Consider the following 13,058-nt stretch of genomic DNA (forward strand, 5'->3'; position numbering starts at 1 on the left):
AGCGCTTTCCACGTTGGAGTTGGGCCATGAAACCCCGCCATCACCTCTATCTCGATGATGAGTTGAGCGCTCAGCTTGACGCCCTGGCGGCAAAGCCGGGTGCGTCCAAATCGGGCATCGTTGCCGACGCCTTGCGCCAGTATCTCGACCGACGGGGCGCCCAAGCCATCGATGAGGCACTGCGCATCCGGCTGGACCGGCAAGCGCGGCAGTTGGAGCGGATTGAGCGGGATATCCAGGTGCTGCTGGAAAGCTTGGCCCTGTATGTCCGTTACCAGCTGACCGTCACCGCCCCGCTGCCCGAACCTGATCGGGCCGCCCACGCCGTGGGCAAGGAGCGGTTCCAGAAGTTCATCGATCAGGTGGGCCGCCAGATGGCGGCCCCGTCCCGGACCCTGTCCGCCAGCCGGGAGGGTGGAGATTGAGCCCCCGGCGCGAGGCGGACGAACGCCGCCAATCCATGCTGCGCACGGCGCTGGGGCCGGACATCGCCAATGCCCTGAACGATCCCGCCGTCACCGAGGTGATGGTCAATCCCGATGGAGCCCTGCGCCTGGAACGGGCCGGGGAAGGGATCATCGCTACCGGCATGATGGTGCCGGCCGACGAGGTGGAGCGGTTGATCCGGTTGGTGGCTTCCCATGTCGGGGCCGAGGTTCATGCCGACCAGCCCATCCTGTCGGCGGAACTGCCCACGGGCGAGCGGTTCGAGGGCCTGCTGCCGCCTGTGGTGACGGGACCCTGCTTTACTATCCGCAAACCAGCAACCCGCATCCTGCGTCTGGGCGATTATGCCGCCGATGGCATCCTGTCGCCCTTGCAGGCAGATGCCCTGCGCCGTGCTGTGCGGGCACGCCGCAACATCCTGGTGGCCGGTGGCACAGCGTCGGGCAAGACCACGCTGACCAATGCCCTGCTGGCCGAATTGGCTGACAGCACCGAACGGTTGGTACTGATCGAGGATACGCGCGAGCTGCAATGCGCCGCCCCCGATTGTGTCCCCCTGCGCACCCGGCCGGGTGTCGTCAGCTTGCGCGACCTGGTGCGCTCCACCCTGCGCCTGCGGCCCGACCGGATCATCGTTGGTGAGGTGAGGGGCGGGGAGGCCCTGGACCTGCTCAAGGCCTGGAACACCGGCCATTCCGGCGGCATCGCCACCCTGCATGCCAATTCCGCCACGGCAGCCCTCTACCGGCTGGAGCAGTTGGCGCAGGAGGCCGTGGTCACCGTGCCCCGCCGGCTGATCGCCGAGGCGGTGGATCTCATCGTCCATATCCGGTCCCGCGGCGGTCAACGCCTGGTGGACAGCATCGCCTGCACCGATGGGCTGGATGCCCAAGGCGACTACCGCGTCGTCACGCTCGGGCCGGCCGACCTTCAACAGCTCTGACAGGAGAAATCATTATGCGACAGCTCCGCGTGTCCAATCTGCGTTCCCTGGCTTTCGCCTGCGTGGCGCTGCTGCTGGCGGCACCCGCCCAGGCCGCCGGCTCCGGTATGCCCTGGGAGGATCCCCTCCAGCGCATCCTGGATTCCGTCCAGGGGCCGGTCGCCAAGATCGTGGCGGTGATCATCATCATCACCACGGGCCTGACGCTGGCCTTCGGAGAGACCTCCGGTGGCTTCCGGCGGCTGATCCAGATCGTCTTCGGGCTGTCGGTGGCCTTCGCTGCCTCCAGCTTCTTCCTGTCCTTCTTCTCCTTCGGCGGCGGGGCGCTGGTGCCATGAGCGACGCACCTGAAGGTTTCACCGTGCCGCTGCACCGGGCGCTGACCGAGCCGATTCGGCTGGGTGGGGCGCCGCGGGCATTGGCCATCGTCAACGGCACCATTGCTGCCGCCATCGGCCTGGGGCTTCAGCAATGGCTGGCGGGTCTGTTGCTGGCGCTGGGCGGGCATAGCCTGGCCGTGCTGGTCAGCCGGCGCGATCCGCACATCGCCGCCATCCTGGCCCGCCACCTGCGGCAGGCGGGAGGCTGGTCATGCTGAACCTCGCCGAATACCGTCCCCGGCCCGACCGGCTGGCCGATCATCTGCCCTGGGCCGCCCTGGTGGCCCCCGGCACCGTGCTGAACAAGGATGGCAGCTTCCAACGCACCCTGCGCTATCGCGGGCCGGATCTGGACTCTGCCACCGAGGCAGAACTGGTCGCCCTGGCCGCCCGCACCAACAATGCCCTGCGCCGGCTGGGTTCGGGCTGGGCGCTGTTCTTCGAGGCGGAGCGGATTGAGGTCTCCGGCTATCCAGACAGCCGCTTTCCCGACGCCGCTTCCTGGCTGGTGGACCAGGAGCGTCGCGCTGCCTTCGCGCAGATGGGCAGTCACTATGAGAGCGTTTACCATCTCACTGTGGTTTACCTGCCGCCGCCGGACAGCCAGGCCCGTGCCCAGCGGGCGCTGGTTGACGAGGGTCGCCAGGGACCCGGGCGGCGCGACTGGCGGCGGGAACTGGAGCAGTTCCAGCAGGAATTCTTTCGGCTGGCGGGTCTGCTGCAAACCATCCTGCCCGAACAGCATGACCTGGATGATGCGGAAACGCTGACCCATCTCCATGCCTGCATCTCCACGCGTCGGCATCCCGTCGCCGTGCCGGCGGTGCCGCTCTATCTGGACGGGGTGCTGGTCGATACACCACTGCTGGGCGGGTTGGAACCGATGTTGGGTGACCGGCACCTGCGCACCCTGTCGGTGCTGGGTTTTCCCAATCAGACGCGGCCCGGCCTGCTGGACGCGCTGAACCATCTGGATTTCCCCTATCGCTGGGTGACGCGCTGGATCCCGCTGGACAAGGAGCAGGCCACCCGGTCCCTGAACCGGCTGCGGCGCCACTGGTTCGCCAAGCGCAAATCCATCGGCGCCCTGCTGCGGGAGGTGGTGACCAACGAGCCCTCGACCTTGCTGGACAGCGATGCCGACAACAAGGCGGCCGATGTCGATCTGGCCTTGCAGGCGCTGGGTGCCGATCATGTCGCCTATGGCCATGTCACGGCCACCGTCACGGTCTGGGATACCAACCGGCAGGCGGCTGACGACAAGCTCGCTGCGGTCGAACGGACCATCACCGGGCTGGGCTTCACCATCATCCGGGAAGGCGTCAACGCCGTGGAGGCCTGGCTGGGCAGCCTGCCGGGCCATCTCTATGCCAATGTCCGCCAGCCCCTGGTTCACAGTCTGAACCTGGTCCATCTGATGCCGCTGTCGGCGACCTGGGCCGGACCTGCCCGCAACCGGCATCTCGATGGCCCGCCGCTGTTCCAGGCGGAGACCACCGGGGCGACACCCTTCCGGTTCTCCACCCATGTCGGCGATGTCGGCCACATGCTGGTGGTGGGGCCGACGGGGGCCGGCAAGTCGGTGCTGCTGGCCCTGATGGCCATGCAGTTCCGCCGCTATGCGGGTGCCCAGGTCTATATTTTCGACAAGGGCAATTCAGCCCGTGCCACCACCCTGGCCATGGGTGGACGGCACCATGCGCTGGGGCACGCGGGTGACCTGTCCTTCCAGCCCTTGCGTCGGATCGATGATGCCGACCAGCGGGCCTGGGCCGCCGATTGGGTCGTCGGCCTGCTGGACCATGAGCAGGTCGCCATCACGCCAGAGATCAAGGAGATGGTCTGGTCGGCGCTGAACAGCCTGGCCGGGGCGCCACCAGAACAGCGAACCCTGACGGGTCTGTCCCTGCTGCTGCAATCCAACCCGCTGAAGGCGGCTCTCCAGCCCTATACGCTGGAAGGACCTCATGGTGCCTTGCTGGACGCCGCCGAGGATGGGTTGGATCTGTCGGCCGTGCAGTGTTTCGAGATGGAGGCGCTGCTGCATCGGGCCGGTGCAGTGCTGCCGGTGCTCACATATCTTTTCCATCGGCTGGAGGAGCGCTTCACGGGCGTGCCCACCCTGCTGATCCTGGACGAGGCCTGGGTCTATCTCGACAATCCCGCCTTCGCCGCCCGTATCCGCGAATGGCTGAAGGTCCTGCGCAAGCGGAACGTGGCGGTGCTGTTCGCCACCCAATCCCTGGCCGACATCGCCGGCAGCCTCATCGCCCCCGCCCTGATCGAAAGCTGCCCGCAGCGTATCTTCCTGCCCAACGACCGGGCCATCGAACCCCAGGCCAGGGCGGTCTATGCCGCCTTCGGGCTGAACGACCGCCAGATCACCCTGATCGCCCAGGCCACGCCCAAGCGCGACTATTACCTGCAATCAAGGCGGGGCAATCGGCTGTTCCAATTGGGCCTCGGACCGGTGGCCAAGGCTTTCTGCGCCGCGTCCGATCCGGCCTCCCAGGCGCTGATCGACAAGGTGCAGACCGAGAGCAGGGAAGGGACCTTCGCCGCCCACTGGCTGCACGCCCGAGGATTGGACTGGGCGGCCGATCTGCTGGCGGACTTTCCCGAGGAGGCAGTGCCATGACCCGCGCATTCCTGGCGACGGCGTTGCTGGTCGCCACCCTGTACATCCCTGCGGCGGCCTTCACCGTCTATGATCCCTCCAACCATGCCCAGAACGTGCTCCAGGCCGCCCGTGCCCTGGAGCAGATCAACAACCAGATCCGCAGCCTGCAGAACCAGGCCACCATGTTGCAGAACATGGCCCGACAGCTCCAGCGTCTGGACTATTCCTCCCTGGGCCAGATCACCAGCGCCTTGACCCGTATCGACGGGTTGATGATCCAGGCCGACGGCATCGGTTTCGATCTGGCCGGCAGCGAGGTGGCTTGGCGCCGGACCTATCCGGGCAGCTACAGCGATGTCGACGATGCCGCCGCGCTGGACCGGCAGGCCCAGGCGCAATGGCAAAGTGCCAGGATGGCCTATCAGCAAACCATGCGGGTCCAGTCGGGCATCGTCGGGTCCATCCAGGCCGACGCGCCGCTGCTGGCCGATCTGGTCGATCGCAGCCAGGGGGCCGTCGGCAGCTTGCAGGCCCAGCAGGCGGGCAACCAGCTGCTGGCCCTTTCCATCAAGCAGCAGATGCAGTTGCAAAGCCTGATGGCCGCCCAATACCGCGCCGATGCCGAGACCCAGGCCGCCATCGCCGAGGCCAATGCCATGGCCCGCGAGCGCACCCGTCGCTTCCTGGGCGACGGCCACGCCTATAGCCGCTGAACCACGCCCCCATCCACCGAGAGCTTCGCCGGCTGACAACCGAGAGATAGAGGGAAGACCATTATGGGCGATCTGGGGATTATCGACCGTTTCACCGAAACCTTCGTCCGCTATATCGACAGCGGCTTCGGTCTGCTGTCCGGCGACGTGGCTTATTTGACCGGCGTCCTCATCACCATCGACATGGTGCTGGCCGGCCTGTTCTGGGCACTGGACGGCGACCATGACGTGATGCCGCGCCTGGTTCGCAAGGTGCTCTATGTCGGTTTCTTCGCCCTGGTGCTGGGGAACTTCCAAGCCCTGTCCGAGGTGGTGTTCAGCTCCTTCGCGCAACTGGGGCTGAGAGCCAGCGGATCGGGCCTCTCGGCCAGCGATCTGCTGCATCCCGGCCAACTGGCCGCCATCGGATATGAGGCGGCGCACCCGCTGCTGAAGCAGGCGGAGACCATGATCGGGTTCCCGGCGATCCTCGGCAATGCGATCAACCTGGTCATCCTGCTGCTGGCTTGGTTCTTCGTGGTCATCGCCTTCTTCATCCTGGCCGTGCAGCTCTTCATCACGCTGATCGAGTTCAAGCTGACCTCGCTGGCCGGCTTCGTGCTGGTGCCCTTCGCGCTGTGGAGCAAGACGGCGTTCCTAGCCGAGAAAGTCCTGGGCCATGTCATCTCATCCGGCATCAAGATCATGGTGCTGGCGGTCATTGTCGGCATCGGGTCGGGTTTCTTCCGGGAATTCACCGAAGCACTCAACGGCCAAGAGCCCGGCATCACTGAGGCCATGACCATGGTGCTGGCCTCCCTGGCCCTGCTGGGCTTGGGGATTTTCGGGCCGGGGATTGCCGCCGGCCTCGTCTCTGGCGCTCCGCAACTGGGTGCCGGGGCGGCCCTGGGCACGGCCGGCGTCGCGGCAGGCACATTGCTGCTGGCCGGTGGTGCCGCCGCTGCTGGCGCCCGCCTTGCTGGCAGTGCCGGGTTGGGAGCCCTGAAGGCCGGCGCCAGCATGAGTGGTGCAGCGACCGGCGCCTATCAGTCGGCTCAGGCAGCCGGTCAATCCGGCATGGGCGGTGTCGCCCGCGCGACCGGGAACGCGACCATGCGGGCCGCCCGGAGCGCCGCGGATCGGATGGCCGAGCCTCTGCGGGAAGCCTACAAATCCGCACACCAATCGATGGCACCAGAGCCGAGCGAGGAGGAGGCAAGTGCGTCCTCCAGACCCGCCGCCACCGCCGGCAACACCCCGGACTGGGCGCGCAAGCTCCGCGCCGAACAGGCTGGCCGGGCCCACCGCCATGTCACGGCCCAATCCATCAAGGACGGCGACCGCTCCGGCGGCAGCGCCACCCCGTCCCTCGACCAGAAGGATGACTGACCATGTTCAAACGCACCCTGCAACGCTATGGCAGCACACCGGAACCGGTGACGCGCTACCAGAAGGCGGCCCAGCTCTGGGATGAACGGATCGGCAGTGCCCGTGTCCAGGCCCGCAACTGGCGGCTGATGGCGTTCGGTTGTCTGGGATTGGCCATGGGGTTGGCCGCCACTCTGGCCTGGCAGTCGGGCCAGAGCCGCATCATTCCCTATGTCGTGGAGATCGACCGGCTGGGTGAGGCGCGTGCGGTCGCCCCGGCGAGCGATGCCTATCAGGCCACCGACGCCCAGGTCGCCTTCTACCTGGGCCGTGTCATCACCAACACCCGCTCGCTCTCCACCGATCCGGTGCTGGTCCGTCAGAACTGGCTGGCGGCCTATGATTTCGTTGCCGACCGTGCCGCCCTGTTCCTGAACGAATATGCCAAGACCAGCGACCCGTTCGGCCGTATTGGCACCAACAGCGTCACCGTGCAGGTGACCAGCATCGTTCGCGCCTCCGATCAGTCCTTCCAGGTCAAATGGACCGAGCAGGTCTATGAGCGCGGCAGTCTGGTCCGCACCGAACGTTGGACCTCCATCCTGGCCGTCAGCCTGCGCCCCCCGCGCACGCCGGAGGCCCTGGCCCGCAATCCGCTGGGTGTCACCATCACCGCCATCGACTGGTCGCGGGAATTCGATGCCCCCACCGTCCCGAGGAACACGCCATGACCAAGATGATCCTGCCGGCCCTGCTGGCCGGCCTCCTGTCTGCCTGCGCTACCCAGCCCAAGAAGCCATCCACTATTATATATGACAGCAGCTCCTTCCATCCGGCCCAGATGGAGGCGGAGGTTCCGCCGCCGGTCCAGGTCATCGAGAAACCGGTCCCGCTGCCGTTGCCCGGCCAGTTGCAGCCGCTGCCATCGGCGTCTGCTGCTGTGGTGCCCGACAATCGTCCGCCGGCCCAGCGTGTCACTGATGCCAACAAGGCGGCCACCCTGGAGCCGACCCGCACCGGCTATCTCAATGCCATGCAGGTCTATCCTTTCACCGAGGGCGCCCTATACCGGCTCTATGCCGCCCCCGAGCGGGTCAGCGACATCGCTCTCCAGCCTGGTGAGAATCTGGTGGCCGTCTCTGCCGGTGACACGGTGCGCTGGATTATCGGCGACACCAGTAGCGGGGCAGGGGAGGCGAGCCGGGTGCATGTGCTGGTCAAGCCCGTCGCCGCCAGCCTCACCACCAACCTCTTCATCACCACCGACCGCCGTGCCTATCATCTCCTGTTGGAAAGCACCGAACAGACCTCCATGGCGTCGCTGTCCTGGACCTATCCACAGGACCAGTTGCTGGCTCTGCGCCACCAGCGCAGCCAGGCCGAAGCCGCCCAACCCATCGCTTCCGGCCTGTCCCTGGAGAGCCTGCATTTCCGTTACGCGATCAGCGGAGATGCGCCGCCCTGGCGGCCGCTGCGGGCTTTCGATGACGGGGACAAGGTCTATATCGAGTTTCCCCGCCGTCTGGATCAGGGCGAGGCACCGCCGCTCTTTGTCATCGGCCCGCAGGGGGAGGCGCAGCTGGTCAATTACCGGGTCCGGGGCCGGCATTACATTATCGACCGGCTCTTTGCCGCCGCCGAACTGCGCCTGGGGGGCGAGCCGCAGCAGATCGTCCGCATCGAGCGCACCGATGGGAGGCCGTCATGACCGGCCCGGTCGCGGACGACAAGCAATCGCCCGAGAAGCTGGAGTTGCGGGCAGCACCCCGTCGGGCCATCCGTTTCCGGCGGGGATTGATCATCGGCGGTACAGGTATTGCCGCCGGCACCATCCTGACCCTGACCTTCCTGTCCCTCCAGCATCAGACCCGCAAGCCCGACCAACGCCAGGAATTGGCCCAGCCGACCAAGCCGCCGACACCGGAAGGTCTGGCCGGGCTGCCTGCCGACTACAGCCAGATCAAGCCCGACACGCCGGTGCTGGGTCCGCCGCTGCCGGGCGACCTTGGTCGGCCCATCCTGGAACATCAGCGGCGCCAGGGTGCGGGAACGGACTGGCCGACCGTGGAGCCGATGCATCAGCCGACCCCGGAGCAGGTCCAGGCCAATCAGGCCCGGCAATCCGGTCTGTTCTTCCCCAGCGAGCCGAAATCGGCGCCTACCGCACCGGAAAATCGGAATTCATCGGTGTCACCCATCAGCCCGGCCATGGGTGACAGCATTGCCGAGCCCGATGCCCAACAGCGAAAGTTGGATTTCCTGGCCCGTCCCGACGCGGGTGGCATCTACAATCCCTATGCCGAGCAGCAGCCCGCATCTTCCCACCAGATCATGGCTGGCAGCGTCATCGCGGCGGCCCTGGTCATGGGCCTCAATTCCGACCTGCCGGGTTCGGTCGTGGCGCAGGTGACGGAAAATGTCCATGACAGCGTCACGGGACGGATTCTGCTGATCCCCCAGGGCTCTCGTCTCATCGGTACCTATGACAGCCGGGTCAGCTTCGGGCAGGAGCGTGCGCTGCTGGTCTGGCAGCGCCTGATCCGCCCCGACGGCTCGTCCCTGCAACTGGACAACCTGCCGGCCAGCGACACGGAAGGCCGGTCAGGCCTGTCGGACCAGATGGATTTCCATACCGGTCGCCTGCTGAAGGGCATCGCCATGGCCACGCTGCTGGGTGTCGGCACGGAACTGACCTTCGGGCAGCAGGAGGGCGAACTGGTCCGGGCCGTCCGGGAATCCGTGCAGCAGAACGCCGACCGCGCCGGCCAACGGCTTGTCGAGCGCAATCTCGACATCCAACCGACCCTGACGGTCCGGCCCGGTTGGCCGTTACGCGTCATCGTCCGGCGGGACGTGATCCTCTCCCCCTATCGTGGAGGCTGACTCATGTTGAAGTTGCCCAAGCTTCCCGACCGCACGCCTGTGAAGCTCACCCTGTCGCTCAGCCCCGAACTGCATGAGCGGTTGCTGTCCTATGCCGCCCTTTATCGGGTAACCTACGGCACGGCCGAGCCGATAGCTGACCTGATTCCCTATATGCTGGACGCTTTCCTGGATAGCGACCGGACCTATGTGAAGGCCCGGAAAGCGGACCTGCCGCCTGTCCAGGAGCCAATCCGCCAGAGCCGTAAAAGCGGCGGCACTGTGGAACAGTCCATTGATGAAACGGAGACTTGACCCATGAGCACCATCGGTCACTTCACCCTGGCCAAGGATGGCGGCTGGACGGGCACCATCCGGACCCTGACCATCAATGCCAAGGTACGCCTCGTTCCCAACGACAATTGCGGTTACGACAGCGCGCCTGCTTATCGCCTGATGTTGGGACATGACCGGATCGGCGATGCCTGGGAGGCGGAGACCAATTCTAAGGAGCCACGTTCCTATCTGCGGGTGCGCTTTGATGATCCTGCTCTGTCCGAGCCCATCAGTGCGGTCCTCTTTCCCAGTGAAAATGAAGCATCAGCGAAGCTCGTTTGGAAGCGCCAATGATGGCGGTGCTTCTACCTTGATATTATCCGGGGTTCTTTGCCGCCCCGCGCGACTGTACCCTGCAATGGACCGTGACGAACGTCGCCAGTCTGAACTGTATATGTGCCGGTTCACAGCAACTGCGTCTGCTATCCACGGCAATTATGCTTGAGCGGGCGCGTGAAGACCTCCACTTTCTCCGGTGTTCGCGCTGAAGTGCAGGTTCACCGTAGTCAGCGGCGAGGGGCGTGCCCCCTCGTCCGCCATGCGCGATGGGACCGGGCGGCCCAGGCCGCCGGCGCCCCCGGTTAATCGGCACCCGCTTTTCCTTCAGGTTGGACAGGGTAGATGGCATGAATGGTCTCCCGGTTCGGTTCAGGGTCATTCCCATGTCAGCACGAGGCGCCCCTGGGCAGGCACACGGTAGTCGATGCGGTCATCGGAGGTCGCATGCGGCGTGACGGTCTCGCCATCGGCCGCGCATAGGCTGATCGTGCCCAACTTGCGGCGCTTCAGGCACACGATGCTCAGGCCCGCCTGACACCCCTCCCCGCCATCTAGAACGATGGTCAGCGCGCAGGTGCCGGTCCGGTCCATGGCTCGCATGAAATGGTCGCAATAGAGGCGAAAGGGTGCGCCCTCGACATGCCGGAAGGCACGGGTGGCGAAGATGAAGGCGGCACCGGCGCCATAGACCTCCTGCCCCACCTGCCCGGCCGGCTGTCCGTCGGGATAAAGGTCCTCTAGCGGGAAGGACAGCTTGGGATCGATATGGCCGTTGGCCTCGCGCTGCTTGGGCGACAGCACCTCGGGCGGCAGCGCGTCGGGATAATAGTACCAGGCGCGGTCCAGCGCATATTTGCAATATTCTGCGATCAGCAGGCGGGCGGCCGGCTCCAGGTCCGGGCCGCTGTCATCCAGATAGCGCTGGAACGCGGCGAAGCTGTCGAAACACTCGTAGATCGCCATATAGGGCGCGTCCTGGAGGCAGGTAACGCCCATGAAGTTATGGTAATGCACCGCCAGCTCGATCTCGCTTTCCCAGATCTCGCAATTATGGAAGAAGCTGCCGAGATAGACGTAGCTCTGCTCCAGATAGACCTGGGCGTTGGTAACCCGCCACAGCCGCATGCAGGCGGCGGCCCCCCAGGCCGTCAGGTTGGCCTGGTAATTGACATTGAAGCGCAGGCCCATGGCGGCGTCGATGGCGGCCCGCGCCTCGTCCAGGAAGCGCTTGTCGTCGGTCAGTTCGAACGCTTGCAGCATGACCCAGGCATAAATCCCACCGACATCGGTCTGCCCCCTGCCGTCGGCCGGGGCGACCGCGGTGATGATGGAGAAATCCTTGATGTCGTACTGGACCGGCCATTCATACTTGAAGTGATGGGCCGCCTTGATACCGAAATCGATCGACTTCAGCAGCAGCGCGCGAGCGTCTGCGTCGCCATCCAGCGCCAGGATGCCCAGGTTGAGCATCGGGTGGTAGAGGTACCAGCTGTCCACCGCATCGGCGTTCTTATCGTCGCCGACATTGGGCAGGTAGCGGCGCAGCGATTTCAGCTTGGGATCGTAGAACTTGCCCAGCCCCGCCTTGAATTCGGCCTCCAGTGCATGCGGCTCCCCACACCATTTCCCCCAGTCATGCAATGCGGCGATGATCGACATCTGCACCATGATGTCGGGATATTCCGCACCCGTGTAGGGATGGACATAGCGGTGGCCGTAATGGCTGATCGTCGCCTCCGGCGCCTTGTCCAGGTCGCGCAGGGTGCGTTCGGACCGGTCCACCCAATCGCGATAATCGGTAGGCGGCTTGTCGATCATCCGATAGGCCACGCCCAGCATCTGCAGGAACTGGCGCGCGGACTCGCGCTCGTCCAGCGCCACCGCATGCCGGAAGACCAGCATGGCATCCGACAACGTGACTTCCTCGCCAGCCGGCAGCGGATCGGTCGGCGGCGTGCCGCTCTGCGGCGGTGTCGGCAGCAGATATCCCAGTTCCGGCCACACGCCGCCCACCGCCCCGTCCGGCTTTGTCTTGGTGGCGCGGAAATAGGGGTTGAGCGCGGTCAGGTTCTGGAAATAAAGGACATTGCCGAATGCCGGCTCATCGATGCGGAAATAGAGCAGGCCGGCATTCAACCCACGCTGGCCCGCCTCCACCTGTCCCCTGGCGCCCAACGGATCGTCATGGGCATCCAGCGGATAAAGATCGCGCGGCATGAAGGGCATGAGCATGGGAGCCGAGGGCGTGAGACGGACGGTCATGCGCAGATGCTCCAGCGCCTTGCCCCCGACATGGAAGCTGATGTCATGCTGCCCCAGCGCGCTGCCAATCGTCAGCCGGGCGGCCTCACGGGGTGCCGGCTTTTCCTTCCGGCAGGTGAACTCACCGGTCAGATGGGCGGCGCGCAGGGCAAGGCCGCCCAGGCCCACGCGCCGGATGAGCGCCCAGACCGAATCCCCCATTGTGCAAAGTTCGACATTGAGATCACCCACCGCAAACCGGGTGATGGTCTTGAGTGCACCGTCCCTTAGGGCTTGCCGCAGGGCCAGCACATGCGGGCTGAGCCCGGGAACAGCCGTATCCAAGCTGCCAATCGCCATCGTCGTCCTCAATCTTGGAAATTTCCCGCGCTCATGCGGCTGGAATGGTAACGAGGACGGCTGGAAACAGGTTCCTGGAAACCAACGGAGTAACCGAGGCGGTGTTCGCCTACCATCGCAAATGGTTTGGCGCGAGGTAGAGGGTACGTTCGCGTTGGCATCGGGTTTCCATTGGCACAGTGGCCGGCTCGGCCATCGGTGACACGTCAAAATGCCGGCCCGCCGGGCACAGTCCCTTGCCAAAAGGAGAAGCCGTTCCTCTGTTGAGGGTGGTAAGGTTGGCCGGCAAGATTGGAGACGGCCAACAAGCTGCTTGTCCTGGTGGACGGCCGCAGCGTCTATACACCGTTCCATGCCTGCGTCATTTTGGGATAAGCAGGCGATGCCGCTGGACGATATCGACCATGTCGAGGTGATCAGCGGGCCCGCCGGCACGCTGTGGGGGCCAACGCGGTCAATGGCGTCGTCAACATCACCAGTCGCCATTCCCGCGACACCAATCCACCTTGGTGCAGTTGCGTCTTGGACTC

13 protein-coding genes are annotated in these 13,058 nt (G+C 65.4%); 12 read left to right on the forward strand and 1 reads right to left on the reverse strand.

Features of this window, described 5'->3' with window-relative positions:
* Positions 1-26: 26 nt before the first annotated feature.
* From ACM9HJ_RS27035 to ACM9HJ_RS27090, 12 genes are all read left to right on the forward strand, one after another.
* Complete coding sequence (locus tag ACM9HJ_RS27035) at positions 27-425, forward strand: ribbon-helix-helix protein, CopG family (RefSeq protein ID WP_416574905.1); 399 nt, start codon at positions 27-29, stop codon at positions 423-425.
* Positions 426-460: 35 nt separating this feature from the next.
* Entirely contained in the window at positions 461-1,390 is a 930-nt protein-coding gene (gene trbB / locus ACM9HJ_RS27040) for a P-type conjugative transfer ATPase TrbB (protein WP_416574942.1), read from the forward strand.
* A gap of 14 nt (positions 1,391-1,404) precedes the next feature.
* Positions 1,405-1,728 carry a TrbC/VirB2 family protein gene (locus tag ACM9HJ_RS27045; RefSeq protein WP_416574906.1) on the forward strand — a complete coding sequence of 108 codons (324 nt, stop codon included), beginning with the start codon at positions 1,405-1,407 and terminating at the stop codon, positions 1,726-1,728.
* On the forward strand, positions 1,725-1,988 hold the full coding sequence (locus tag ACM9HJ_RS27050) for a VirB3 family type IV secretion system protein (protein WP_416574907.1): 264 nt from the start codon (positions 1,725-1,727) through the stop codon (positions 1,986-1,988). Before ACM9HJ_RS27045 ends, ACM9HJ_RS27050 begins: the two co-directional genes overlap by 4 nt.
* Positions 1,982-4,408, forward strand: coding sequence for a conjugal transfer protein TrbE (gene trbE / locus ACM9HJ_RS27055; protein ID WP_416574908.1), 2,427 nt, complete (start codon positions 1,982-1,984; stop codon positions 4,406-4,408). The genes ACM9HJ_RS27050 and trbE overlap by 7 nt, the downstream gene beginning before the upstream one ends.
* On the forward strand, positions 4,405-5,103 hold the full coding sequence (gene trbJ, locus ACM9HJ_RS27060; protein ID WP_416574909.1) for a P-type conjugative transfer protein TrbJ: 699 nt from the start codon (positions 4,405-4,407) through the stop codon (positions 5,101-5,103). The genes trbE and trbJ overlap by 4 nt, the downstream gene beginning before the upstream one ends.
* Positions 5,104-5,166: 63 nt before the next feature.
* The gene (gene trbL, locus ACM9HJ_RS27065) at positions 5,167-6,471 is read left to right on the forward strand and encodes a P-type conjugative transfer protein TrbL (RefSeq protein WP_416574910.1); all 1,305 of its coding nucleotides are present in this window, start codon (positions 5,167-5,169) and stop codon (positions 6,469-6,471) included.
* A gap of 2 nt (positions 6,472-6,473) precedes the next feature.
* Positions 6,474-7,181, forward strand: coding sequence for a conjugal transfer protein TrbF (trbF, locus tag ACM9HJ_RS27070; protein ID WP_416574911.1), 708 nt, complete (start codon positions 6,474-6,476; stop codon positions 7,179-7,181).
* Positions 7,178-8,158 (forward strand): P-type conjugative transfer protein TrbG, encoded by a 981-nt coding sequence (gene trbG / locus ACM9HJ_RS27075; protein ID WP_416574912.1) that lies wholly within the window; start codon positions 7,178-7,180, stop codon positions 8,156-8,158. The genes trbF and trbG overlap by 4 nt, the downstream gene beginning before the upstream one ends.
* On the forward strand, positions 8,155-9,333 hold the full coding sequence (locus ACM9HJ_RS27080; protein ID WP_416574913.1) for a TrbI/VirB10 family protein: 1,179 nt from the start codon (positions 8,155-8,157) through the stop codon (positions 9,331-9,333). The genes trbG and ACM9HJ_RS27080 overlap by 4 nt, the downstream gene beginning before the upstream one ends.
* A 3-nt stretch (positions 9,334-9,336) precedes the next feature.
* Positions 9,337-9,627, forward strand: coding sequence for a DUF2274 domain-containing protein (locus ACM9HJ_RS27085; RefSeq protein WP_416574914.1), 291 nt, complete (start codon positions 9,337-9,339; stop codon positions 9,625-9,627).
* 3 nt (positions 9,628-9,630) lie between these two features.
* Positions 9,631-9,942 carry a DUF736 domain-containing protein gene (locus ACM9HJ_RS27090; protein WP_416574915.1) on the forward strand — a complete coding sequence of 104 codons (312 nt, stop codon included), beginning with the start codon at positions 9,631-9,633 and terminating at the stop codon, positions 9,940-9,942.
* Positions 9,943-10,302: 360 nt separating this feature from the next.
* Here ACM9HJ_RS27090 and ACM9HJ_RS27095 read toward each other — a convergent pair whose 3' ends face one another.
* Complete coding sequence (locus ACM9HJ_RS27095; protein WP_416574916.1) at positions 10,303-12,528, reverse strand: hypothetical protein; 2,226 nt, start codon at positions 12,526-12,528, stop codon at positions 10,303-10,305.
* Positions 12,529-13,058 lie beyond the last annotated feature (530 nt).

Origin of the sequence: Niveispirillum sp. KHB5.9 (assembly GCF_048066115.1) — a bacterium.
In the GTDB taxonomy this organism is placed as follows: domain Bacteria; phylum Pseudomonadota; class Alphaproteobacteria; order Azospirillales; family Azospirillaceae; genus Niveispirillum.

Bases quoted from the DNA above. Each gene is read 5' to 3' on its own strand.
- ACM9HJ_RS27050 (WP_416574907.1), top strand. From the start codon at position 1,725: ATGAGCGACGCACCTGAAGGTTTCACCGTGCCGCTGCACCGGGCGCTG.
- trbJ (WP_416574909.1), top strand. From the start codon at position 4,405: ATGACCCGCGCATTCCTGGCGACGGCGTTGCTGGTCGCCACCCTGTAC.
- trbL (WP_416574910.1), top strand. From the start codon at position 5,167: ATGGGCGATCTGGGGATTATCGACCGTTTCACCGAAACCTTCGTCCGC.
- ACM9HJ_RS27090 (WP_416574915.1), top strand. From the start codon at position 9,631: ATGAGCACCATCGGTCACTTCACCCTGGCCAAGGATGGCGGCTGGACG.
- trbB (WP_416574942.1), top strand. From the start codon at position 461: ATGCTGCGCACGGCGCTGGGGCCGGACATCGCCAATGCCCTGAACGAT.
- trbG (WP_416574912.1), top strand. From the start codon at position 7,178: ATGACCAAGATGATCCTGCCGGCCCTGCTGGCCGGCCTCCTGTCTGCC.
- trbF (WP_416574911.1), top strand. From the start codon at position 6,474: ATGTTCAAACGCACCCTGCAACGCTATGGCAGCACACCGGAACCGGTG.
- ACM9HJ_RS27035 (WP_416574905.1), top strand. From the start codon at position 27: ATGAAACCCCGCCATCACCTCTATCTCGATGATGAGTTGAGCGCTCAG.
- ACM9HJ_RS27080 (WP_416574913.1), top strand. From the start codon at position 8,155: ATGACCGGCCCGGTCGCGGACGACAAGCAATCGCCCGAGAAGCTGGAG.
- ACM9HJ_RS27095 (WP_416574916.1), bottom strand. From the start codon at position 12,528: ATGGCGATTGGCAGCTTGGATACGGCTGTTCCCGGGCTCAGCCCGCAT.
- trbE (WP_416574908.1), top strand. From the start codon at position 1,982: ATGCTGAACCTCGCCGAATACCGTCCCCGGCCCGACCGGCTGGCCGAT.
- ACM9HJ_RS27085 (WP_416574914.1), top strand. From the start codon at position 9,337: ATGTTGAAGTTGCCCAAGCTTCCCGACCGCACGCCTGTGAAGCTCACC.
- ACM9HJ_RS27045 (WP_416574906.1), top strand. From the start codon at position 1,405: ATGCGACAGCTCCGCGTGTCCAATCTGCGTTCCCTGGCTTTCGCCTGC.